General features: G+C 38.0%; 38 protein-coding genes. 8 read left to right on the top strand and 30 right to left on the bottom strand.

Annotated elements, in window-relative coordinates; translation table 11 throughout:
* Nucleotides 1-62 precede the first annotated feature (62 nt).
* The 25 genes from HT679_RS09850 to HT679_RS09730 all read right to left on the bottom strand — a co-directional run bounded on the left by HT679_RS09850 (nt 63) and on the right by HT679_RS09730 (nt 10,318).
* Nucleotides 63-389, bottom strand: coding sequence for an endonuclease (locus tag HT679_RS09850; RefSeq protein WP_033686226.1), 327 nt, complete (start codon nt 387-389; stop codon nt 63-65).
* Between the two features lie 455 nt (nt 390-844).
* Nucleotides 845-1,387, bottom strand: a complete 543-nt coding sequence (locus HT679_RS09845; RefSeq protein ID WP_049505458.1) for a site-specific integrase — start codon at nt 1,385-1,387, stop codon at nt 845-847.
* Nucleotides 1,388-1,576: 189 nt separating this feature from the next.
* Entirely contained in the window at nt 1,577-1,978 is a 402-nt protein-coding gene (locus HT679_RS09840; protein ID WP_173214397.1) for a transcriptional regulator, read from the bottom strand.
* Between the two features lie 17 nt (nt 1,979-1,995).
* The gene (locus HT679_RS09835; RefSeq protein WP_173214395.1) at nt 1,996-2,184 is read right to left on the bottom strand and encodes a hypothetical protein; all 189 of its coding nucleotides are present in this window, start codon (nt 2,182-2,184) and stop codon (nt 1,996-1,998) included.
* 6 nt (nt 2,185-2,190) lie between these two features.
* Complete coding sequence (locus HT679_RS09830; protein WP_173214393.1) at nt 2,191-2,589, bottom strand: helix-turn-helix transcriptional regulator; 399 nt, start codon at nt 2,587-2,589, stop codon at nt 2,191-2,193.
* Nucleotides 2,579-2,755 carry a hypothetical protein gene (locus tag HT679_RS09825; protein WP_173214391.1) on the bottom strand — a complete coding sequence of 59 codons (177 nt, stop codon included), beginning with the start codon at nt 2,753-2,755 and terminating at the stop codon, nt 2,579-2,581. The genes HT679_RS09830 and HT679_RS09825 overlap by 11 nt, the downstream gene beginning before the upstream one ends.
* A complete protein-coding gene (locus tag HT679_RS09820; protein WP_173214389.1) occupies nt 2,748-2,981 on the bottom strand; it encodes a DUF3310 domain-containing protein in 234 nt (77 codons plus the stop codon). Before HT679_RS09820 ends, HT679_RS09825 begins: the two co-directional genes overlap by 8 nt.
* The gene (locus HT679_RS09815; RefSeq protein ID WP_173214387.1) at nt 2,978-3,403 is read right to left on the bottom strand and encodes a YopX family protein; all 426 of its coding nucleotides are present in this window, start codon (nt 3,401-3,403) and stop codon (nt 2,978-2,980) included. The genes HT679_RS09820 and HT679_RS09815 overlap by 4 nt, the downstream gene beginning before the upstream one ends.
* Entirely contained in the window at nt 3,400-3,891 is a 492-nt protein-coding gene (locus HT679_RS09810) for a MazG-like family protein (protein WP_173214384.1), read from the bottom strand. The genes HT679_RS09815 and HT679_RS09810 overlap by 4 nt, the downstream gene beginning before the upstream one ends.
* Nucleotides 3,892-3,899: 8 nt before the next feature.
* The gene (locus HT679_RS09805) at nt 3,900-4,358 is read right to left on the bottom strand and encodes a hypothetical protein (RefSeq protein WP_173214382.1); all 459 of its coding nucleotides are present in this window, start codon (nt 4,356-4,358) and stop codon (nt 3,900-3,902) included.
* On the bottom strand, nt 4,358-4,618 hold the full coding sequence (locus HT679_RS09800) for a DUF1372 family protein (RefSeq protein WP_049515369.1): 261 nt from the start codon (nt 4,616-4,618) through the stop codon (nt 4,358-4,360). The genes HT679_RS09805 and HT679_RS09800 overlap by 1 nt, the downstream gene beginning before the upstream one ends.
* The gene (locus HT679_RS09795; RefSeq protein WP_173214380.1) at nt 4,615-4,809 is read right to left on the bottom strand and encodes a hypothetical protein; all 195 of its coding nucleotides are present in this window, start codon (nt 4,807-4,809) and stop codon (nt 4,615-4,617) included. Before HT679_RS09795 ends, HT679_RS09800 begins: the two co-directional genes overlap by 4 nt.
* Nucleotides 4,809-5,291, bottom strand: a complete 483-nt coding sequence (locus tag HT679_RS09790) for a DUF1642 domain-containing protein (protein WP_112445635.1) — start codon at nt 5,289-5,291, stop codon at nt 4,809-4,811. Before HT679_RS09790 ends, HT679_RS09795 begins: the two co-directional genes overlap by 1 nt.
* A complete protein-coding gene (locus HT679_RS09785; RefSeq protein WP_173214378.1) occupies nt 5,284-5,595 on the bottom strand; it encodes a hypothetical protein in 312 nt (103 codons plus the stop codon). Before HT679_RS09785 ends, HT679_RS09790 begins: the two co-directional genes overlap by 8 nt.
* Nucleotides 5,596-5,762: 167 nt before the next feature.
* Nucleotides 5,763-5,930, bottom strand: coding sequence for a hypothetical protein (locus HT679_RS09780; protein WP_173214375.1), 168 nt, complete (start codon nt 5,928-5,930; stop codon nt 5,763-5,765).
* Between the two features lie 15 nt (nt 5,931-5,945).
* Nucleotides 5,946-6,341, bottom strand: coding sequence for a single-stranded DNA-binding protein (gene ssb, locus HT679_RS09775; protein ID WP_000609556.1), 396 nt, complete (start codon nt 6,339-6,341; stop codon nt 5,946-5,948).
* A gap of 86 nt (nt 6,342-6,427) precedes the next feature.
* Nucleotides 6,428-6,655, bottom strand: a complete 228-nt coding sequence (locus HT679_RS09770; protein WP_031222755.1) for a hypothetical protein — start codon at nt 6,653-6,655, stop codon at nt 6,428-6,430.
* Nucleotides 6,656-6,664: 9 nt separating this feature from the next.
* Nucleotides 6,665-7,339, bottom strand: a complete 675-nt coding sequence (locus HT679_RS09765; protein WP_173214373.1) for a DNA methyltransferase — start codon at nt 7,337-7,339, stop codon at nt 6,665-6,667.
* Nucleotides 7,339-7,533 (bottom strand): hypothetical protein, encoded by a 195-nt coding sequence (locus HT679_RS09760; protein ID WP_050234594.1) that lies wholly within the window; start codon nt 7,531-7,533, stop codon nt 7,339-7,341. The genes HT679_RS09765 and HT679_RS09760 overlap by 1 nt, the downstream gene beginning before the upstream one ends.
* A complete protein-coding gene (locus HT679_RS09755) occupies nt 7,533-8,414 on the bottom strand; it encodes a phage replisome organizer N-terminal domain-containing protein (RefSeq protein WP_173214371.1) in 882 nt (293 codons plus the stop codon). Before HT679_RS09755 ends, HT679_RS09760 begins: the two co-directional genes overlap by 1 nt.
* Nucleotides 8,405-8,653, bottom strand: a complete 249-nt coding sequence (locus tag HT679_RS09750) for a hypothetical protein (RefSeq protein WP_240149596.1) — start codon at nt 8,651-8,653, stop codon at nt 8,405-8,407. The genes HT679_RS09755 and HT679_RS09750 overlap by 10 nt, the downstream gene beginning before the upstream one ends.
* A 65-nt stretch (nt 8,654-8,718) precedes the next feature.
* Nucleotides 8,719-9,039, bottom strand: coding sequence for a hypothetical protein (locus HT679_RS09745; RefSeq protein ID WP_112445619.1), 321 nt, complete (start codon nt 9,037-9,039; stop codon nt 8,719-8,721).
* Nucleotides 9,040-9,124: 85 nt separating this feature from the next.
* Nucleotides 9,125-9,382 carry a hypothetical protein gene (locus tag HT679_RS09740; protein ID WP_000370958.1) on the bottom strand — a complete coding sequence of 86 codons (258 nt, stop codon included), beginning with the start codon at nt 9,380-9,382 and terminating at the stop codon, nt 9,125-9,127.
* A 12-nt stretch (nt 9,383-9,394) separates the two neighbouring features.
* Complete coding sequence (locus tag HT679_RS09735; protein ID WP_173214367.1) at nt 9,395-10,102, bottom strand: ORF6C domain-containing protein; 708 nt, start codon at nt 10,100-10,102, stop codon at nt 9,395-9,397.
* A 72-nt stretch (nt 10,103-10,174) separates the two neighbouring features.
* A complete protein-coding gene (locus HT679_RS09730; RefSeq protein WP_173214365.1) occupies nt 10,175-10,318 on the bottom strand; it encodes a hypothetical protein in 144 nt (47 codons plus the stop codon).
* A gap of 117 nt (nt 10,319-10,435) precedes the next feature.
* Between HT679_RS09730 and HT679_RS09725 the strand changes: the two genes are divergently transcribed.
* Nucleotides 10,436-10,906, top strand: a complete 471-nt coding sequence (locus tag HT679_RS09725) for a hypothetical protein (RefSeq protein ID WP_173214363.1) — start codon at nt 10,436-10,438, stop codon at nt 10,904-10,906.
* Here the strand turns inward: HT679_RS09725 and HT679_RS09720 are convergent.
* Complete coding sequence (locus HT679_RS09720) at nt 10,889-11,059, bottom strand: hypothetical protein (RefSeq protein WP_173214361.1); 171 nt, start codon at nt 11,057-11,059, stop codon at nt 10,889-10,891. The genes HT679_RS09725 and HT679_RS09720 overlap by 18 nt on opposite strands.
* 162 nt (nt 11,060-11,221) lie before the next feature.
* Nucleotides 11,222-11,431, bottom strand: a complete 210-nt coding sequence (locus HT679_RS09715; protein ID WP_173214359.1) for a helix-turn-helix transcriptional regulator — start codon at nt 11,429-11,431, stop codon at nt 11,222-11,224.
* A 101-nt stretch (nt 11,432-11,532) separates the two neighbouring features.
* Here HT679_RS09715 and HT679_RS09710 point away from each other — a divergent pair, with 101 nt between their 5' ends.
* The 6 genes from HT679_RS09710 (at nt 11,533) to HT679_RS09685 (ending at nt 15,396) form a co-directional block, all read left to right on the top strand.
* On the top strand, nt 11,533-11,622 hold the full coding sequence (locus HT679_RS09710) for a type I addiction module toxin, Fst family (RefSeq protein WP_073177132.1): 90 nt from the start codon (nt 11,533-11,535) through the stop codon (nt 11,620-11,622).
* A 769-nt stretch (nt 11,623-12,391) separates the two neighbouring features.
* Nucleotides 12,392-12,742, top strand: coding sequence for a helix-turn-helix transcriptional regulator (locus tag HT679_RS09705; protein WP_173214357.1), 351 nt, complete (start codon nt 12,392-12,394; stop codon nt 12,740-12,742).
* 9 nt (nt 12,743-12,751) lie between these two features.
* Entirely contained in the window at nt 12,752-13,135 is a 384-nt protein-coding gene (locus HT679_RS09700) for an ImmA/IrrE family metallo-endopeptidase (protein ID WP_173214355.1), read from the top strand.
* A gap of 12 nt (nt 13,136-13,147) precedes the next feature.
* Nucleotides 13,148-13,651: a hypothetical protein gene (locus HT679_RS09695; RefSeq protein WP_173214353.1), complete on the top strand. Its 504-nt coding sequence runs from the start codon at nt 13,148-13,150 to the stop codon at nt 13,649-13,651.
* A gap of 14 nt (nt 13,652-13,665) precedes the next feature.
* The gene (locus HT679_RS09690) at nt 13,666-14,073 is read left to right on the top strand and encodes a DUF4429 domain-containing protein (protein ID WP_173214351.1); all 408 of its coding nucleotides are present in this window, start codon (nt 13,666-13,668) and stop codon (nt 14,071-14,073) included.
* A 174-nt stretch (nt 14,074-14,247) separates the two neighbouring features.
* Nucleotides 14,248-15,396 (top strand): site-specific integrase, encoded by a 1,149-nt coding sequence (locus HT679_RS09685; RefSeq protein WP_173214349.1) that lies wholly within the window; start codon nt 14,248-14,250, stop codon nt 15,394-15,396.
* Nucleotides 15,397-15,832: 436 nt separating this feature from the next.
* Here HT679_RS09685 and HT679_RS09680 read toward each other — a convergent pair whose 3' ends face one another.
* The 3 genes from HT679_RS09680 to HT679_RS09670 form a co-directional block, all read right to left on the bottom strand.
* On the bottom strand, nt 15,833-16,189 hold the full coding sequence (locus HT679_RS09680; protein ID WP_173214347.1) for a hypothetical protein: 357 nt from the start codon (nt 16,187-16,189) through the stop codon (nt 15,833-15,835).
* A 69-nt stretch (nt 16,190-16,258) separates the two neighbouring features.
* On the bottom strand, nt 16,259-17,608 hold the full coding sequence (locus HT679_RS09675; protein WP_173214346.1) for a sensor histidine kinase: 1,350 nt from the start codon (nt 17,606-17,608) through the stop codon (nt 16,259-16,261).
* A 13-nt stretch (nt 17,609-17,621) separates the two neighbouring features.
* Nucleotides 17,622-18,359, bottom strand: coding sequence for a LytTR family DNA-binding domain-containing protein (locus HT679_RS09670; protein ID WP_173214345.1), 738 nt, complete (start codon nt 18,357-18,359; stop codon nt 17,622-17,624).
* A 295-nt stretch (nt 18,360-18,654) separates the two neighbouring features.
* Between HT679_RS09670 and HT679_RS09665 the strand changes: the two genes are divergently transcribed.
* Nucleotides 18,655-18,984 (top strand): hypothetical protein, encoded by a 330-nt coding sequence (locus HT679_RS09665; protein WP_004257513.1) that lies wholly within the window; start codon nt 18,655-18,657, stop codon nt 18,982-18,984.
* Nucleotides 18,985-18,987: the final 3 nt, after the last annotated feature.

The raw sequence follows: 18,987 nt of genomic DNA, 5'->3' as shown, positions 1-18,987 counted from the left end.
TTCACCGGTTCCCAGAGGCTTCGAAAAAATTTTTTTGAAGTGGGGGGGATAAAAAATTTTTTTCATTTTTCATTTTTGTTTTTGAAAAAATTTAAAAATTCTTTTTTTCTTTTCTTCTGCCAATAAATTCCATTTCCGATTATCTTATCGTTGTTGCGGTCATGGAACGTATTATGTTTGCGGTTGGTCAGCGGCAAACAATTCCAAGATACATACTCAAGTTCCGGATACTCAGATACTGGGTAAATATGATGAACCATTTCAGCTGGAACTGACTGCCCATATCTTAGACTTTCTTGGCAAAGGTAATCGTGTTGTCTCATGACCTTGTCACGGAACTTGTTCCACTTCCTTGTCTTCAAGCTCTGTCTGACTGGTTTGTTGTACATGATATATACTCCTTTGCAAAACAAAAGGACAGGCTCTTGACCTATCCCATCTCATACAAGAAATCTATGCTACCATAATAAACCTTTTTTTGTGAGACTTCAAGATGTCTTTTGTCTCATCTTTTATTTATCAAATCATAGACTAATACAAAAAGAAAAACGAACGGTAAAAAAATAAATCGCAGCCCTTCAGCAAGGAAGTCTAATACATCTCTTTTTGTATGATCAAAAAAAATGACTAAAATAATTAGGGTAAAAAAATAAACAACTAGATATCCTAGAAATAATCTCAATGTTCCATCCTTCAACTATACCAATTTTATCCCTCACTTTCACATATCTTATATTTTGTTAAACTCACTCTAAATCTCAAACCCTTACTAAGCATGGGTTTTAAAGAGTTTCATTTTTTCAGTTTATGCTTAACTCATTATGTGAAAGTAATATCTAAAAAATTAAATGACAAAGTTCCGTAAAGCATCATCAAGCTCTGCTTGTTCTATCCCTATGTATCTCAAGGTTATTGCAGGTGATGAGTGATTGAACATTTTCTGTAATGTCCCTACGTCCTTTGTCTTGTTGTAATATTTATAGCCGAATGTCTTGCGCATTGTATGTGTGCCGACATTATCAATGCCAAGCTCTTCAGCAGCCTCATGAATAATTTGATAGGCTCTCTCACGAGTGATTGCTTTATTTTTCCCTTGCCTACTCTTGAATAAGAAATGATGAAATGGTTTGTCTTCGACATATCTTCTCATTTCTTTCTTGAGTTCTTTTGTCATCCGTCTTGTTATCTGCTTGCCAGTCTTCCGTTCTCTCAGCTTGATGTGCCATCCCTGGACATCTTTAACTTTCAAGGTAAGTATATCTCCGACTCGTAAACCAGTATTCAGACCTGTGATGAATAGCATATAATACATCTCATTCCATTCTCTGAGATAATCTTTCATAGCTTGAATGTCATCATTATCTTTTATCGGTGATACAAATTCCATAACTGCCTCCTTTCTACAAAACAAAAAGCCAGCTGGTTGCTGACTCATGATGTTCCTCTGTTAAACAACTTTTCTGGAAAAAATAGGATGACTCCAACATGTGATTTGTGTTTTTGTTTTCAGAAGTTCATGCTATCATAATAGACCTTTTTTTGTGAGACTTCAAGATGTCTTTTGTCTCAATCTTATTTACAACTCACCTTTCAAAATAGCGTACTGCTCTAGGATAATCCTTCTACGTCGATAGATTGTAGCTTTGCTCATGAATTTCTGTTCTGCTATTTCTTCCCATCTCAGTTGAGGATATCTCCAGCGCAGATTAAAGATTTCCTTATCTTCATTAACTAGATTGATCAGTAGTTTGTTAATAATCCCTTTAAATCCTTCAAGAAATTTTAAAGTCGGATCATCCGCGATTCTGATTGCGATAGTTTCGGTAGGCTTGCTTATTCCTACAGTAGGCCCATTTTGGGCATCTGGGTTTCTGGTTTCTAATTCTAGCCTTCTTAAGTCTATTGTGCGTTGAATGTTTTGAAATTTGAAAAGTTCTCTGTCTAACGTTTTGAGTTCTTCGTCGCTCAATTTTTTCAATTTCCACCTCCAAGTTTTTAAAAAAATGTAAACAAGTTATCAAATATCTGAGAGAAAGCCTTGCGAATATTAGAAAATGCCTGGTTAATCATTTTAGCTATATCTTCAATTTCTTCAGGACTTAACTTCCGTAGTTGTTTGGCTAATTCTTCTTGCTTTTCTTGTATCTGCCGTTTAGCTATCTTTTTCTTAATTCTTTTGTTCATTGACTTTTAATTCCTTTCTTGGATCTCAATCCCAAAAAACGTACAGATATCTTCGATGGCAAACTCTAAAATACTTGCACCGTTCTCCCAATTATTGATTGTTGAAACGGAATAGCCTAACTTATCGCTTAACTCTTTCTGAGTCAGTCCACGCTCTAGCCGTTTTGTTTTCAAAATGGTATTGAACTCTTTGGGGACTATATCGAATAAAATTGATTCCTCAACTCCTAACTCTTCAGCTATTCGTTTTCTAAAACGTTCAGGCGGTACCTTGCCTCTTTCCCAACTACTAATCGTGTTTGCGGAAACACAGAGCACTTTCCCAGCTTGTGTTTGTGTCAATCGCCTTGATTTCCGCCACATCCGTAATTGTTCTGGGAATTTTTTGTTTTCTCTATTCATCATCCACCTCAATCTTTACGACTGCCCTACCATTCGGATTTCTTCTTTGTGTAGATGCAAAAGTGTAATACTTCAACATCCTTTCAGCGATTCCTGTTTCTTTGCTGATTTCAGTAAGAGTGCCCAATGTTATGAATGCATCACCTTGATACAAAGCGTATTCACTCATGTTCCATCTCCTCAATCAGCCAGTCAAGGTTCTTTCTGGCTTTCTTCAGGTCTTCAAGACCGTTTTTCTTCTGAAATCGCAGTTGATACTTCAAGGCATTTCCAAGATAAAAGCCTTTCAGCTGTTCTGGTGTCATGAAATTCCTTAAAGCATCGATAGATTCCATACCATATCTACCTTGGTAGTGGCTTGGTTTGTTGATGTTGTCAATTATTTCTGGGTTCATTCCTTATCCTCCAAAAGTTCTGGGTTTTCGTAGATATTGCCAATGACTTCATAATTCTTGCGAATATCTTCATAGTCCATAGCTTGAAACCATTCATCATCATCACAACTAGAATTAAGGTGAAACCCGATATTTTTTATTTTATATCCAAAATCTTCCTCATAAATCCATTTACCAAATTTGACTACGCTGGGCATTCCACTATTCCTAGAAACCACATCCCCCTCGAAAATCTCCACCCCGTTCTTATCCTTGAGTCCTGTTGATTGCATGAGGATCAATTCTGACTTTTCGATAGGAATAAGAAGTTTGGAGTCCGATGTTGGTTTTTCCATGTTGCAAATCAAGCCGTTATCTGTGATAAAAAAATGTTCTACGAATTTCTTTTCTACGCTATCCCACACTCTAAATTTTGGTGTCATGCCAAATCCTCCTCCTTCACAAAGCTGCCATCAATCCAACGACCCTTGCGATCTTTGATTTCTTGGTATGCCAGTTCAAAACACTCTTCAAAATCATAACCTAGCGACTTGCTGATTGATTTTAGATGACCAATCAATAGAGTCAATGATTTTATACGTAAGGTCATAAGTTTCAGATGTTGTTCTGTTTGAATGTTGCTAATACATGTATTTGCGTACGCGAATGATGTCATAATATCGTTCTTTCTAACATTCTTCGACTCTTCAAAAATACTATCCAAATCCACTTTGCTCAACAATCCCAGACCGACAATCACGACTGCGCAATCTCCAATGCTATCCTTGGTCAGCTTCTCATTCTTCTTGAGATAGCCTGCGCACAACTCACCGAACTCTTCGCTAAGTTTTAATGACTGCTTGTCTAGTCGTCCACCATTTTCTAAATCACGGTCTATAAACCATCGTTTGACTTGTTCTAGTGTGTTCATGATAACTCCTATCTTTTCGTTATTCTTGGTAAAATTTCATTCACGATGAATATATAATTAGGTGCAAGAGTTGCTTTTAAAACAATTGCAAGAACTAATGTTATCAAGCTTGCGCTTGATGAAATGCAACTAATTTTTAGTGGTATTTTTAAGTCCTTTCTTTTCCGTTCAATGCGTTCTAATTTAATTTCTTCCTCGGTTTTTCCTGTACGTATATCATAGGAATAAACAAAACCACCATCGTATGTAAAATATATGAGAGTTAAAACTGCTAAAACTACTGCAGAAACACTAAATATTATAATTGACATGATTTGAAAAAGACTGAAGAGATCATAAAACATCTTTTCTTTAACGAACATTTCATAAATCTGTGGTGCATTCCCTTTAAATGTTGTAAGCAAAGAACTTACTTCATCAACAGTCATATTTAGCATTTTTGCTAAAGCTTGTAAGATATCGTCCATTAGAGTAACACCTCATCCCCAACTTTCACTTTCTCGTACACATCCTTAGTAACCACGAACACCCCGTAATCACGAATCGTAAGTGTATATAGCTTCCCATGTCGCCCTTTCTCGACGACCTTACCGAATATCTCTGCGCCTGCGTTATCCGCCTTGTAGATAACCATCGGCTTCTTCTCTTCCAAATCTCGAATCCTGTCCATCTGCCAGATATTTAATCCGGCAGACAATAAAATCCAGATTGCGATAAAACGTTTCATTCTGCGACCTCCTTGATTTTAACAAATAAGATCTTGCTGGGATTGAGCAACACAATCTCAGGACCAAGATTGATTTCAAGAAGTTGCTTGTTTTCATAACGAAATTTTAATTCATTGATAAAATCATCTCTATTTGTTTTGAATTCTATTTGCTCGCCTCCTAACCCTATGATAAACGTTATTTTCTTCATCACTCCACCTCCTCAATCTCAATCCCTGGGCAATCGAATACCCAGCCGAAATCCGCTTCTTCTAGTTGTTTTTGGGTAAAATTCGTAGCTAGTCCACCCAGAGAGAAGAATAGTTTCTTATCCCCAGCATTATAATATAGCGGTTGTTTTGTTGTTTTCATCACTACTGTATACCGCTTTTCTTCCTCGACCTCATAGCCTAAAATCCAAGCTAGTGCGAATGTTTCTTGATTATCTGCCCATTGCAGCCACTTTTTAATCTCGGTATTTTCTTCAAAGATACTCATTGCTCCAAATAGAGAACGCCCTATATTTTTTGAATGCGTTATCCAATCTGCCACAAACTGAGGTACTTTGACCGGTTTTGGTTCGTCAAGACTTTTAATAAGCTCCTCTATATATACATAAACTGCCCAGCCAGTAAGTCTTATGAGGGTTTCTTTCTGTACCTCAATCCTTTTTAACGCTTCCTGCTTATTCATCTTCCAATTCCTCGTTATATTTTTCTACCAATTCATGCAACCACGACCAAGGTTCGGTTTCTTCACTGATTGGGTCAACTTCCCTTTCTTGCAACCAAGCTGAGAAGTTAACCACATTATCAATGTAGATTGTGTTGTAATCGCCCCAATCCCAAACCGTTAAATAAATTTCTGTTTCAGTTCCATTTTCATCTTCAACCGTTATTGAACCATTTTCAACCCACGCTGTACCAAAACACAATTCGCAAGTGCCAGTCTGTTCTTCCTGAAAATCTGAATGGTATTCTGTCACTTTATATTTCATTTTCCAACTCCTTTATTCTCTTCTTCCATCCTTTCACTTTCTTTTTAAGCACGTCACGTTCCTCAGACCTGCTAAAAGCAAGTGATTTAACACACGGCTCAGATAGTTCAACTATCCTTGCCTTCGTCTGCTCGATTGTTCGTTTCAATCCGTCGATGACTGTCTGTTTATCGTACTTCATCTTCTAAAAATCTTTCAATAGCTTCTCTATAGGAGACTTTCGCCAAGCCGTCTAAGTCGTTCAGTGCTTCAATATAGTCTGGACGACCTTGCCCATACTGCTTTTTCAAAAACTCAACAAAGAGATGAATTTCCTGATAGGTTAATCCAATCATATTTATCACTTCCTGCTAAAACGGAAAATCATCTTCTTCAAGGGCGTATCCTGGCATTTGTTCCTCAATGTTCGAACGGTTAGCTGTATCATCACGCTTTTCAAGTCGCTCAAAACCATCTGCGACCACCTCAGTCAGATAGACCCTGCGCCCCTCCTGATTCTCGTAGTTCCTTGTCTGGATGCGACCCGTCACACCGACCAGATTACCCTTCTTGCACCATTCTGCGAATAGCTCCGCCTGCTTGCGCCACATCATACAGTTGATGAAGTCTGCCTCTCGCTCGCCGTTGGCTCCCTTGAAATTCCGATTGACCGCCAGAGTAAAGGTAGCAACCGCCACATTCGACGGTGTATGTTTTAATTCAGGGTCTTTCGTCAAGCGCCCCACTAACGTAACATTATTAATCATCTTTCTTTTCCTTTCCTGTCGCACATTCCACAACTGAGTAACCGATAAAAAAGCACAGAAAAGTTATTCCAAATTCTTTAATAAATTCAATCATTTTCTTCTCCTCCTGAAAAAGTTGCTAAATAGTAACAATCCTTCGCACCATAGTCAAACCGTGTCGTCCGCTGACCAATGTGCTTCTGAAACCTTGGCTGAGTGATAGCCGAGAAAGCCCACTGATGATCTTCCATTTGCTCAATGAGATCATCGACATTGTCAAACGTCCCAAGGTAAAACTTGCAGTGCCCGTTGTAGACGAAGTAAAGCTCTAACATCAATACCTCCTAAAATAACTTCAACTGCTTCTCATAAGCATCAAGTCTCTGTTGAGCGAGGTTGAAAATACTTTTATCAATCTCGCATCCAACATAGTCAAATCCTAGCTCTCCGCAAGCAATCAAGCTACTTGCTGAACCGACGTGAGTATCAAGTATTTTATCGCCTTCTTTTGCGTAAGTTTGCAATAACCAAAGGTAAAGGTTGACTGGTTTTTGTGTCGGATGGATTCTAACCTCATTCAATGCCTTATTTCCTTGTTGTATATGACCTTCAGAGATTGATTTACCTTGCATCATACCATTCCACATGTAACGAAATAGCCTAGTACTATCATGATAACTGCAGTACGCTATCTCACAATCTGAAAAACTTGATTGACCATTAACTTTGTCCCACACAATACGGCCAGAACCAAAAGAATAGTCGAAGTAGTTCACACCCCAAATAATTTGATTTTTAGATACCCTGAAAAGTTCATCAAAATAATCTCTGTTTGGAATTTTCCACTCTGAGATTTCGCCATAGAGTCCGCTTACACCTATTGGACTGATTTTCCGTCCGTAAAATTTCCTTTTTTCTGGACCAGAAAAATATGGTGGATCAACAATAGCTAGGTCAAAGTAATTATCAGGATATTGTTTCATGATGTCCATGCAGTCACCATTTAAGAATTTCATCATCACTCCACCTCAACAGGGTAAAAGTTCCCAAAGGAACCCCTCAAAGCCTTTCCAACCTGTAAGGCTGCCGCCCGAGAAACAAACCGCATGGCTTTCTTCTCCTCAGAACATGAAATGTCCAAGCCAGTCACTCCGATAACTGCGGACCTCAGAAAGGGCTTGTCCTCTCTTGTACCATGCTTTAAAATAAACATCAGACACCTCCATTCTCAAGCCTTTCAAGTAATTCACGTTTCCGTTTTTCAAGCTCTTTCTTGTCCTCCTCACTCGTGGTATTCACATAGTTAGGTTGAGACCATTCAGGAACGTTAGATTTTGCTTGTCCTTGGCGATTGCTGATCTTACTTTCTCTGTATTGACGCTCACGTTCATCTACTGCTGCAATCGTCAAGACCCCGTCTTTTTTCCAATTCGTCAAAATTGCTTTAATATAGCTAAAATTTCTTTTACCATTGTCAGCAGCAAGACCAATTGCTTTCAGGACAACTTTCGCTTCCATGCCGTCCAAGGTGATGAACTCTTTCAAGATTTCAAATTGAGTTCCATCCAACGGAGCAATACGAGATTGATATTCTTCCACGATGAGCTCGACTGGATTTTTATCTTTATCTATATCTTTCTCTATCTCTTTCTCTATCTCTTTATCTATCTCTTTATCTATATCTCCGTTGCAAGTTGTTGCGATAGTGTTGCAATGCAACTTTTGTAATTCTCTGTGCTTACGACTTCTACGAGTGCTCGCTGTTTCACTCCCAACCATCTCAGGAACCTGTTCTAAGAAATAATCACGGTCAGAGTTTCTAGTCAGCAATCCTTTGCTTTCTAAAAAAATCAATGTAATTTTAATATCTTCAACATTTTCGTCAATGACAAGAGCAATTTCCTCAGCTAGATTGTCTGCAAGTCCATCATAGTAAATATGCCCTCCGTCTTCCAAGCTAATTAACATCATTTTGAGATAAATGATGGTATGTGTATCTCCACCAGCAATCTTACGAAGTAGTTTCATCTCCTTTGACTTAAAGAAGTCTTGAGCAAGCTGGATCCAGAAATACCGCTTGTTTTTTAACGCCATAATCTCACACCCCACTTCCTACGGTTAGCGCGATACTTCATTCGCATATCCTCATAGATGTGTCTGCCTTCTAGCGCCATCTTCTCGACCTTTAACAGCTTATTTTCAGATACCACATCACGGTAGTCCTTGGCTAGTTTTCCATAGTCGGTTAGGTATTCTTTGATAAGTGAAATTTTCCTGTTCTCGTCCTCTAAATATATTTCAAAGTCAGACTTTTCTTCATCAGACGATAACATTTCTTTATTCACTCTCTCGTGCCATAACAGCCATTCAATCAATTCTTCCATTTCTGCCCTCCTCATTACAAAAGTCTGATTGCAGACTGTTTCGGCTCTGGTAAGGCTAATGGCTCAGGGCGTAAGCCTACAGGTGGTTCATTGTCGTAGGTAAAACCCTTGAACTCTCTACGGATATTCTTGCGGATTTCTTGACGCTGTGCCTCTCTACCACGTTCGTATGCATGGTTGTAGCCTTGGATAATCATAGACGCAAATTCTTGCTCTTCTCGTCTTTCTTTTTCCTTACGATCCTCTTGCAATTTTATATGACGGCAAAGCCCTGCAAATCCAATCAGCAAAGCTCCAGCACCCATCAGCTGGTCTAAAATCGGTGGTTCAAACATTTTTATCTCCTTATGCTCTTTTTGTGTTATAATATAGTCAAATAATTTTGCTAAGACCTTGTCCAGAAGCCTTTTAGTAAAGTTATTATATTTGATTAGAGAGCCATTCTTTGATGGCTCTTTTTGACCATTTCTTACCAGGTAATTCCTTTGGAAATCCCTTTAAGTAACGATAATTATCTGAAAATGTGGCATACTTAATTCCTAGAAAATCACATGTAGTGTTCACATCCATCAACTCTGGATAGTGGTCACTATCTTTTTCGATTTCAACCAATCTAGTGATTGTGTCCTTGATAATGGATTTAATCCATTCAGATAGTGAAAGTAGAACATTGTCCATCTTCTTCCCCTCTTACCCTTCGTCAAATGAGTTCAATTTCATGATTTTCATCTTGGTATTGGTGCTTGGCTCCCACGTCATCCAGTAAGCTAGAGCAGCATCCGCATGCTTCTTGGGTAGCAGGTCATAGCGACTAATATTAAAATGATCCTTGAAATCAATCTCAGCTTGTCTAAATACCGACTGAGCAAAATTCTTATCTGCATAAGCTGGGCTATCAATACCACCCAGGCATGCCACAACCCTAGCCTTACGCTTCTTCAGGAGAGATTGAGCATAGCTTGGATGAATCGGTTGCTCACTCTTGAGGTAGTCGATGTCTTCAATCATGCTAGCTTGTTGCTCACGCAATTTCTTCTGTCCAGTAAATAGAGCAATGAAGGCATCCTCATCCAAGTCCTCACGGATAAATCCCCCCTGCTTGCGAATAGCTGGCAAAACCTCTGATGTCACCCAACGTTTAAACTCTTTCGCTTGAGGTAATTTACTGGATAAGATAAGAGAGTAGAGACCAGATTCGTTGATAACGGTAACGCCTCTATTTCCAAAAGTACCGTTTTGGTAGTTTTGACGATCTTCATCATCTACGTGACGGTTAATATCTCGACTACCGTTTTGGTACCCCAGAATATCCGCCACATCTTTCCCGACGAACCAAGGCTCGTCATCAATTGTCAGAGTACGGACTTCCTGCCCGTGAAAATTAAAAATTTCGTTCATAATGTTCCTTTCGCGATATAATTCAGTTAGTTATTTTTGTTGAGCGCCTGACATTGTTAGGTGCTTTTTAGTTTAAAAAGTTTTACTTTCCATCGCCCTGAGTTCTATCTCATGGCTGACTTGTCTAAATAGCTTCTCACACGCTATTTTAGCCTCTCTGTACGTTGTGTTTTCGCTGATGAAGTAATCAGCAAGTTCGATGATTTTATCTTCCATTCAACCTCCTATATCAGCCTCAAGACTGATGTAATATCCTCCTAAATTGCTATAATAATCTTGACTAGGACCTCTCACCGTTTTAGTCAACATTCCAACAGAAAGGAGGAAAATAAAATGAATCTAAATCAAATTCGTATTTTAGAAGCTTGTCATAAATTTTTAATTGGTCTTACGGAATTTAAGGATGAATTACAAAATGATTCCCTCGTCTACCGATTCCAAGATAAAAATATTACCTTTGTAACCTATCAAGAATACAGGAATTTATCTTTTATCGATTTCAAATTAAAATATGATTATCTGGATGATTCTATAACCTATTTAGATAATAGAGAAGAATTGATAAGTGCATTCCCAAGCGAACACGAACTAAGAGCCTTGAATAGAGTGTCTGATATGGAACAAGCTCGTATTCAGATTTTTAAGTTGCTATCACAAGCTAGTATTGAAATACTAACTGAAAAAAATTCAAATGCAAAAAAAGATTATTTTGGTTACCAGTTCCGTAATCTCGAAACAAAAGAATCATATCCAATTTATCTGTTTCCAGAAAATACTAATTTTGAACTAGTTGCCATCATTTGATAGGATATCTGCTTCAAAACGAAACCAATTCAGCTCATGAGCAAGCTCTTCAAGCTCGTGAGCTTTTTTATTGAACTCTTTGACAAGATCATTAAATTTCTCCATATTCGTAATATTTACTTTAACTTCAAGGGTCATTGAATTTTTAGCCATTCTTCTTACCTACTTTCTTTATCTAAAATTTTTCCAAATAGATTTATTGTTTTTATATTCCCACAATCAATCTTATCGATATTCAATAATAACTCAGGGTCTGCCTTTACAAAGGTGGACTATTTTTGTCCACTATACGGATATCGTCTTGGTCTCATTTTTCTACTCCTCAAATTTCTCCCACGACTCGCTAATTCTCAACTTCTTGTTAATACGAAGCTTCAAATCATCGCTCCCTTTTCCATCCTTAAGCAACTGTGTGATGGCTGACGGACTAACGCCTACGACGGTAGCTAGGTCCGTCTGCGACCACCCACGTTTTTCAATTCGCTCTTTTACAAGCTCAATCCATTTAAGATGTTGTTGGCTCATGTAACCTCCTCCTTTTTGAAAATAAAAAATGCCCTATCTAACTGATAGAGCATGTGGTATAATAGTGACGGCACATCTGCCTTAGAAGGGAGGTGGAGCCTATGGTAGATTACATCTTCACAAATATTATTCTACCCTTGGTAGTCGGTATCATCCTGATAGTCATCGAAAAATGGCTAAACAAGAAATAGCGACCAACCCACCTTTCTAGCGTAGACTAGAAAAAGCCCTTGCTTTTGTGGTTATCAGCAGGGGCTTTTTTGTAGTTATAGTAGACTACATCTTCACTTCCCCTATATTATCTCACATCTATTTTCAGTTGTCAAAAGAAATCTCTGACAAGCTGAATTAGAAATGTGATATAATAGTGACGGCGTTAGTCACAAATCCCCGCTGTTAACCATACAGCTAAGGAGGTGAAATGCGTGGACACGATAATTTCTTTTCTTTCCCATCCGCTAGTTGTCGCACTAGCCCCAGTCATCTTGACCTGGCTACTAGACAAACATAGCGATGAGGATTAACGCCTTGCACTCCACAATCTGGCGATGTGGGGTGTTTTTTACGTACCAAAAAACCTCCAAGCTGGCGACTTAGAGGTTAAGCGTGAACACGTTGCTAAGCAACATCTTTCTTTTCTTCTCCCCTATTATCTCACATGCTCTATTCAATTGTCAAGGAACAGAGTTAAAGAGTTAGTAAATTATTTTATAAAACGCTTGACAAATTTAATGTATAGTATTAAAATGAAAGCATAATTAAAAACCTTGATAAAACCTTATATCTATCAACTTATTTGCTCGCCAAAGCTATTTATTTTTTAGATAAGTTTTAACTTTGTTTTTTACTAACTCATTAACTTACAAAAACTATTTTAATACTTCGCATTAACTTTGTCAAGTGTTTTAATGAGAAATATTAAATATTTTTTGTCATGTTCTCAGAAAGGTTGAAAAATCAATGTTTCAGACATTTGACAGAATTAAAGAACTTGCCAAAAAGCAGGGACTTTCAATAAATTCATTGGAAGAAAAACTTGGTTACAGTAGAAATACTATTTATAATCTAAAAAATTCAAAACCATCCACTGAACGAATTTCAGAAATCGCTGACTACTTCAACGTATCCACCGACTACCTGCTCGGACGAACAGATAACCCAGTTATCGCTAGGGATACCGTCACAAAAACAGAAATAGACTTCAAAAAGGACGCAGCAGAAAGCTTCTTTTACGATGGACACGAACTCAACGACGAGGATTTAGACCTCATCTCCTCACTACTAGAAGCTCGTATGAGAAATAGAAAGTAATACTTGCCTATGACAACACCCGAACAAGTCTGTTCTGAACAAGGTATCGATCTAGTTTATTTTGATGGTAGAGGTTCCCACAATAAAGGACTTTACAACCAACCCTACAATCTCATAGCGGTAGACACTTACCTAGATGATATTGAGAAAAAGAAAGTCATCTATCACGAGATAGGGCACAAAGACCACAACCCGGAGCAGTATAAACGAAGACGAGAAGAATACGAACTCCAAGCAGATAGAAACATGATCCACTACCTGCTAAAAGAAGAGCTAGAAACGATGGATGACATCACTAATTTCAACTACCTCCACTTCATGGAGAAATACAACCTCAAAACCATGACAAATGAAATCATGGTAAAAGAGGAATATAAGTCACTAGTTGGATAAAGGAGAAAAAACATGAACAAAAGAAAAAATTCTAAGCCAATTTATAAGCGAGTATGGTTTTGGGGACTGATAGCTTTTTTGGCTATTGGTGTGACAAATAGTATTTTAAAGAACCCATCTAAAAATACTGCAACCAAATCTGAAAAAACATCAACAGCAGTTGAACAGAAATTTAAAATGACTAAAGAGTTAGGCGAAGATTTTGCCTTGTATTTTAAAGACAACGCTGAAATTATTGATAAAGGGGAAAAGATTGATTTTGTTCCTGGAGGCGACGATAAATATATTTCAGTGCGAATTGGAGAAAGCTGGAAAAATGAAAGCCCTAGCCGCAAGATCTATATTTCAAATGAATTTCTAAAAGCTAAAAATACTATCTTTGAAAAGTGGGCTCAAGAAAAAGGTTACAATGTTGATGTGGAAAAAGATACACCTCAACTACTTGTTTATACCTCAGACTCTGATAAAACTCAAATATCTCAAGAGTACAGAGGAGAAATGAAAATACTAAAATAAACGGAGGAAATATTATGGCGTTATTTGGTAAAAAACAAAATGAAGTTTTAGAAATCGAACTTTTTACAGAGGAACCTAATGAACGAGTTTTTGAGTTTAAAAAATCAAAAACTGTCGTAAGAATCGATGATTACTTTATCAGGATTGCAAGAAAGTCAAATGTATCTAATGTTCTTCTTCATGGTCTTGATGGCGAAAAGTCAATTCTCCTATCTGAGATTACAGCATACCAACTGAAAGAACCTGGTTCAACTGTTGGATATCTTCAACTTGTTTATCCTGGATCGTCTGATTCAAAAGGTGGTGTGTTTGATGCCGTCAAAGATGAAAATACAGTAACCTTTACCAAAGATGAAAAAGCATCTATTTTGGAATTAAAGAAAGCTATAGAGAAAGCTTTAAAAGATAAAGTTAAGAAATAACAAAAAAGCCCCACAATCGCCCTCGCCAAAGTTTGATTGTGAAGCTTATCCTGTATAAAAATCAGCCATTAAAAAGGCCTCTTTTCTATACCCTATTTTACACCATGAAAGGGGTGATGTCAATATTCTCAATGTTTAGACCTTGTCCAGAAGCTGATAAACAAGGAGAATACAATGAAATATAATAAAACAAAATACCCAAATATCTATTACTACGAGACCGCAAAAGGTAAGCGATATTATATCAGACGCTCTTTCTATTTTCATGGTAAAAAGAAAGAGATTACTAAAAGTGGTCTCACAACTCTCCCCCAAGCTCGTGCAGCCTTGACAGATATTGAGCAACAAATCCAAGACCAAGAATTAGGTATCAATACGAATCTAACGCTTGATCAGTATTGGGATATCTATTCTGAAAAGAGATTGTCAACAGGGCGCTGGAATGACACTTCCTACTACCTCAATGATAATCTCTATAAGAATCATATCAAACCCAAATTTGGTTCTATCCAGCTTAAAAATTTGGATAGAAATGAGTATGAACTCTTTATCGCTGAAAAATTGCAGAACCATACCAGATACACTGTTCAAACTCTCAATTCCAGCTTCATGTCATTACTGAATGATGCCGTCAAAAATGGGAATCTGCTCTCAAATCGCTTGAAAGGTGTCTTTATTGGCCAGAGTGATATTCCTGCAGCTAACAAGAAAGTGACTCTCAAAGAGTTCAAGACTTGGATAGCAAAGGCAGAAGAGATTATGCCAAAACAATTCTACGCTCTGACCTATCTTACCATTTTTGGATTGAGAAGAGGAGAAGTCTTTGGTTTGCGTCCAATGGACATCACTCAGAACGACAGCGGACGGGCTATACTGCATCTTAGAGACAGTCGAAGCAACCAGACCTTGAAAGGGAAAGGAGGGCTTAAAACGAAGGATTCAGAGCGATATGTCTGCCTTGATGATATCGGAACGGACCTTATCTATTATCTGATAGCTGAAGCTTCTAAAATTAAGCGAAAGTTAGGGATTATCAAGGAACAGCACAAGGATTATATCACTATCAACGAGAAAGGCGGCCTCATCAATCCAAACCAGCTAAATAGAAACTTCAATCTAGTGAATGAAGCAACAGGATTGCATGTAACACCTCACATGATGCGCCACTTCTTCACGACTCAAAGCATTATTGCAGGGGTTCCGCTTGAACAATTAAGCCAGGCGCTGGGCCATACAAAAGTCTATATGACCGATCGTTATAACCAAGTTGAGGATGAACTTGCTGAAGCGACAACAGACCTATTTCTTAGTCATATTCGCTAAAAAATCCCCGCCAAAATCTCAAAAATTCCCCGCCAATTCCCCGACCAAAATCCGAAAAATACCGAAAAATATCGAAAAATGATTTTTAGAATAGTCCCAAAAAGCCTGAAATAGAGCCAAAAAACTCCACCTGATTAGGTGGAGTTAAGGGAGATTATTATGAAATCCATAATTACCTCCAAGTACACAAGCTCAAGTCTTTAAACAACCATAATAGCCAATTGTAACATTGTTTTTGCATTCACGAGGAATTCCTCTTTTTACTTTCGTCCTATTGCAACCTTAATAAGGTTAGTATACTACTATTTTTTAAAATTTTCCATCCAAATCATAAATGGTCATCAAAACATCTTGAATTGTTAACAAATTTAAAAAGCAAGCATGAACAACATACTTGCCCTATGGGAATTTAACAATAATCGAAAACTATTCACCCTTACTTTCGTCTGTTCTGATAGATTCTCATGATTGCAACTAGGATACAGGCTGTCCCACCTGCCAAAACCAGGAGGGTAATGATAATGTTGAGGATTTCAGGCGTCCTCTCTATTCTGTTGACAAGACGGACTAAAGACAATACTGTCAATAAGAGTAAAGCTACTGACCCTGTTCGAATTAAAGAAGCCATTCGGTTCTCAACCGCATATAAGAATGACGGTAACATAACACAGGCTATAGCAATCACAAACAGATTGCTCCCCGTTTCTTCTCCCTTGTTCACCACAGAAATCATGAGAAGATTCGATGCTATGATCAACGCAGAACAGATGACAAAATAGGATTTCTTATTCATATAGGATACCTCACATACTATAGTATTTTAATTGATAACTGCATACAGTACTTCTGCTTCATAAATCTTCTAATCATCAACCGACATCAAGTGAATCGTTAAAACCTGACGAAAGACTTGATTTTGACAGGTGGTATTTAGACTGGTATTGGGATGGCTTTCCACAATTTTCATGACGGTATAGAGACCAACTCCTCTCTCCTCCCCTTTAGAACTTGCTCCAAAAGAAAAAATCTCCGAAATATCGATGCTCTCTTCTTTGATGGAGTTTTCAATGATAAAGGTCTCCTGTTCTCCATTTTTTAAAAAGGCAATTGAAACATGAGGTTGACTGGCCTCTACACTGGCTTCAATAGCATTGTCACAAAGGATAGACACAATGGTTAGAAAATCAAGCAAGCTCATCCCCTCTACCTGAATCTCCTCAGGAACTTCGACATTAAAGATAATCTTCTTATCTCTAGCTTTTAAAAACTTTCCTGCTAGGAGACTTTTGAGGGCTTTATCACGAATATTCACTAATCTGCCCAGGTCATATTTGTTGTCCTGCAATTTTTCACTGGAATCCTTTAAAACAGAGTCGTAAACCTCTTTTATCTGCTCCATATCCTCCTCTTCAATGCCCAGACGTAAACTAGTCAAGAGGTTGCTATAATCATGCCGAAAGCTCCGTACTTCCTTGTAAAGTTCCTCTATATGCCGACTATAGCGTTCCATATCTCTATAGCGCAAGGTCTGTTCTTGGTTCAGTTTCTCCTGAAGTTTTTCCTTCAAATAGGTATCTAATTTCTTGATAACCCCCATAAAAAAGAGTAGATAAAATACCAGAATGAAATGGCGAACAGTCGTTGATTGTATACCTTGTACATATTCAAAATAAGACAGACTTTGCATCACTAGATAGTAAGCCCCCATTATCCAGTTAATCTTAGTCAGGGACTTTTGAAAATCTTTATCGGGAATCTCCTTTCTCAAACTAGTAAAATCATAGTCTAACCATTTCAAAAAGGCTAGAGAAATAAAGCAAATGAAAATTTTTATACATAACCAAATAAAAGAGCGGTCATCATACACATGCCCTTGCCCTAAAAATGGAAGCACAAAATAAGAAATACCTCTATAAAAGAGATTCACCAATATCATTGGAAAGAGACCATAAAAGAAAAGGAGTTTTTTAGGAAGTCCTCTTAACAGTAATAAAGATAAACCAATGCCGTACAAGGGTTCCATAAAATAAGATAGGTAAGTATTTCCTACTATATAGCTAATCGTTACAAAAACAACTGCTAAAAGCAGCTTAAAAAGAAAGGACTTAAAAACTCTCTCCAGAGTTAGAACAATTCCATCCACCTTAAAAAATATAAACAATTCCAATCCAGATATCAAAAACACATATACTATCTTCCAAACTAATTCCATTCCAGCACCTCACTCAATGTAAGTTATTGATAGCTTCAGACACTTCCCTGACCTTATAACGCGCGATCATACAGCTTCCACCATTGGGAAAGTAAAGAAGTTTTTCTTTCTTATCCAAACGAACCACATTGGCAGGATTGATCAGAAAAGAGCGATGGCACTGCAAGAGACGGGGTTCCTGCTTGAAAACCTCCTCTAAACTCGCTGTAAATTCCAGCCTATCCGTTTTAGTATAGAGAATAACACGATGGGCTCTGGGCGACGTTTCGAGATAGTAAACCTCTTTAAAAGGATACTGGAATTGGGCAAATTTTGATTTAAAGTAAAAGCAATCTTCCGCCAGACTTTTACTATCTTGACTATTGGCATAGAGGAGGGCTGTCTCAATCCGAGATTCAAATTCCTCTGCCGACAAGGCCTTGTCAATGTAGTCCAAAGCAGACACTTGGTAGCGAAAAGACAGGGGCATAAACTCTGAGTGAGTCGTCACAAAGACGATGAGGGCATAAGGATCCCGATCCCGAATCTTTCTAGCCACTTCCAGACCCTTCATCTCCTCATTTCGAATCTCAATGTCCAAAAAGAATAGCTGATGGGCTCCCTTCTCATACACCTCTGCCAGCAGTTGAGCTGGCTTACCAAAAACTTCAAAAGAACTCGGAGTGATATGATGTTCCTTCAAAAGTTTCTCAATCGTCGTTTCAATCCTAGTCTGTTGGGAAAAATCATCTTCTAAAACAAATATTCTCATCTTCTTACTCTCCTTGTTTCGATTTCTTCCTAAAAAGAGAATAGCAAAAATACTATGATACAAGCCTACCAAATCCTAAACAGGCCTTTAACGCTCCTGAAGGGTAGCTTGTTCCTCAAATAAGCATGATAATCTTACCACTATTTTATCATAAAATCTTAACAGTACCATTCAGGAAATTTCAAGGGCAATTAAAGATTTGATGGTGAAAAAGAAGATAAAAGTGATAGACTGACAGTATCAAAACACAGTTGCTAGAACCAAGACTAGCACCCAGATTAAAGGAGGAATTCTCATGACAGATACAGACCCCATCAAAAGAGCTCAGACTTTGATTACTGACTTAAACAAAGCCTATCAAGCATGCAAACAGGCAACCGCTGACGACGTCCGCTTTCAGGAGCAATTAAACTCTATTCTTGGCTTTCTAGCCAAGGCTGAGACAGTGGATAATCGAGTCTTGATTGAACTGGAAAAATTTTACCAGACTTCCAGTCTTCTCATGGGACTCAGCGCTCTCAATCCAGATGCTCCTACTCGCGCTGCTTGGCGGGCATATGACCGCTTCCACTTTGACCAGGTCAAGACCAAGTTGAGTCTCTACGGGCCAACCATTATCCTGTAGCAA

Origin of the sequence: Streptococcus sp. 4886 (assembly GCF_013276485.1) — a bacterium.
Lineage (GTDB): Bacteria > Bacillota > Bacilli > Lactobacillales > Streptococcaceae > Streptococcus.
Note: the sequence above shows the minus strand (reverse complement) of the source record. Positions and strands in the feature narration are given on the sequence as shown.

Excerpts from the sequence above, each read along its gene's own strand:
- HT679_RS09850 (WP_033686226.1), bottom strand. The coding sequence starts at position 389 with ATGTACAACAAACCAGTCAGACAGAGCTTGAAGACAAGGAAGTGGAAC.
- HT679_RS09845 (WP_049505458.1), bottom strand. The coding sequence starts at position 1,387 with ATGGAATTTGTATCACCGATAAAAGATAATGATGACATTCAAGCTATG.
- HT679_RS09835 (WP_173214395.1), bottom strand. The coding sequence starts at position 2,184 with ATGAACAAAAGAATTAAGAAAAAGATAGCTAAACGGCAGATACAAGAA.
- HT679_RS09830 (WP_173214393.1), bottom strand. The coding sequence starts at position 2,589 with ATGATGAATAGAGAAAACAAAAAATTCCCAGAACAATTACGGATGTGG.
- HT679_RS09825 (WP_173214391.1), bottom strand. The coding sequence starts at position 2,755 with ATGAGTGAATACGCTTTGTATCAAGGTGATGCATTCATAACATTGGGC.
- HT679_RS09820 (WP_173214389.1), bottom strand. The coding sequence starts at position 2,981 with ATGAACCCAGAAATAATTGACAACATCAACAAACCAAGCCACTACCAA.
- HT679_RS09815 (WP_173214387.1), bottom strand. The coding sequence starts at position 3,403 with ATGACACCAAAATTTAGAGTGTGGGATAGCGTAGAAAAGAAATTCGTA.
- HT679_RS09810 (WP_173214384.1), bottom strand. The coding sequence starts at position 3,891 with ATGAACACACTAGAACAAGTCAAACGATGGTTTATAGACCGTGATTTA.
- HT679_RS09805 (WP_173214382.1), bottom strand. The coding sequence starts at position 4,358 with ATGGACGATATCTTACAAGCTTTAGCAAAAATGCTAAATATGACTGTT.
- HT679_RS09800 (WP_049515369.1), bottom strand. The coding sequence starts at position 4,618 with ATGAAACGTTTTATCGCAATCTGGATTTTATTGTCTGCCGGATTAAAT.
- HT679_RS09795 (WP_173214380.1), bottom strand. The coding sequence starts at position 4,809 with ATGAAGAAAATAACGTTTATCATAGGGTTAGGAGGCGAGCAAATAGAA.
- HT679_RS09790 (WP_112445635.1), bottom strand. The coding sequence starts at position 5,291 with ATGAATAAGCAGGAAGCGTTAAAAAGGATTGAGGTACAGAAAGAAACC.
- HT679_RS09785 (WP_173214378.1), bottom strand. The coding sequence starts at position 5,595 with ATGAAATATAAAGTGACAGAATACCATTCAGATTTTCAGGAAGAACAG.
- HT679_RS09780 (WP_173214375.1), bottom strand. The coding sequence starts at position 5,930 with ATGATTGGATTAACCTATCAGGAAATTCATCTCTTTGTTGAGTTTTTG.
- ssb (WP_000609556.1), bottom strand. The coding sequence starts at position 6,341 with ATGATTAATAATGTTACGTTAGTGGGGCGCTTGACGAAAGACCCTGAA.
- HT679_RS09770 (WP_031222755.1), bottom strand. The coding sequence starts at position 6,655 with ATGTTAGAGCTTTACTTCGTCTACAACGGGCACTGCAAGTTTTACCTT.
- HT679_RS09765 (WP_173214373.1), bottom strand. The coding sequence starts at position 7,339 with ATGATGAAATTCTTAAATGGTGACTGCATGGACATCATGAAACAATAT.
- HT679_RS09760 (WP_050234594.1), bottom strand. The coding sequence starts at position 7,533 with ATGTTTATTTTAAAGCATGGTACAAGAGAGGACAAGCCCTTTCTGAGG.
- HT679_RS09755 (WP_173214371.1), bottom strand. The coding sequence starts at position 8,414 with ATGGCGTTAAAAAACAAGCGGTATTTCTGGATCCAGCTTGCTCAAGAC.
- HT679_RS09750 (WP_240149596.1), bottom strand. The coding sequence starts at position 8,653 with ATGTTATCGTCTGATGAAGAAAAGTCTGACTTTGAAATATATTTAGAG.
- HT679_RS09745 (WP_112445619.1), bottom strand. The coding sequence starts at position 9,039 with ATGTTTGAACCACCGATTTTAGACCAGCTGATGGGTGCTGGAGCTTTG.
- HT679_RS09740 (WP_000370958.1), bottom strand. The coding sequence starts at position 9,382 with ATGGACAATGTTCTACTTTCACTATCTGAATGGATTAAATCCATTATC.
- HT679_RS09735 (WP_173214367.1), bottom strand. The coding sequence starts at position 10,102 with ATGAACGAAATTTTTAATTTTCACGGGCAGGAAGTCCGTACTCTGACA.
- HT679_RS09730 (WP_173214365.1), bottom strand. The coding sequence starts at position 10,318 with ATGGAAGATAAAATCATCGAACTTGCTGATTACTTCATCAGCGAAAAC.
- HT679_RS09725 (WP_173214363.1), top strand. The coding sequence starts at position 10,436 with ATGAATCTAAATCAAATTCGTATTTTAGAAGCTTGTCATAAATTTTTA.
- HT679_RS09720 (WP_173214361.1), bottom strand. The coding sequence starts at position 11,059 with ATGGCTAAAAATTCAATGACCCTTGAAGTTAAAGTAAATATTACGAAT.
- HT679_RS09715 (WP_173214359.1), bottom strand. The coding sequence starts at position 11,431 with ATGAGCCAACAACATCTTAAATGGATTGAGCTTGTAAAAGAGCGAATT.
- HT679_RS09710 (WP_073177132.1), top strand. The coding sequence starts at position 11,533 with ATGGTAGATTACATCTTCACAAATATTATTCTACCCTTGGTAGTCGGT.
- HT679_RS09705 (WP_173214357.1), top strand. The coding sequence starts at position 12,392 with ATGTTTCAGACATTTGACAGAATTAAAGAACTTGCCAAAAAGCAGGGA.
- HT679_RS09700 (WP_173214355.1), top strand. The coding sequence starts at position 12,752 with ATGACAACACCCGAACAAGTCTGTTCTGAACAAGGTATCGATCTAGTT.
- HT679_RS09695 (WP_173214353.1), top strand. The coding sequence starts at position 13,148 with ATGAACAAAAGAAAAAATTCTAAGCCAATTTATAAGCGAGTATGGTTT.
- HT679_RS09690 (WP_173214351.1), top strand. The coding sequence starts at position 13,666 with ATGGCGTTATTTGGTAAAAAACAAAATGAAGTTTTAGAAATCGAACTT.
- HT679_RS09685 (WP_173214349.1), top strand. The coding sequence starts at position 14,248 with ATGAAATATAATAAAACAAAATACCCAAATATCTATTACTACGAGACC.
- HT679_RS09680 (WP_173214347.1), bottom strand. The coding sequence starts at position 16,189 with ATGAATAAGAAATCCTATTTTGTCATCTGTTCTGCGTTGATCATAGCA.
- HT679_RS09675 (WP_173214346.1), bottom strand. The coding sequence starts at position 17,608 with ATGGAATTAGTTTGGAAGATAGTATATGTGTTTTTGATATCTGGATTG.
- HT679_RS09670 (WP_173214345.1), bottom strand. The coding sequence starts at position 18,359 with ATGAGAATATTTGTTTTAGAAGATGATTTTTCCCAACAGACTAGGATT.
- HT679_RS09665 (WP_004257513.1), top strand. The coding sequence starts at position 18,655 with ATGACAGATACAGACCCCATCAAAAGAGCTCAGACTTTGATTACTGAC.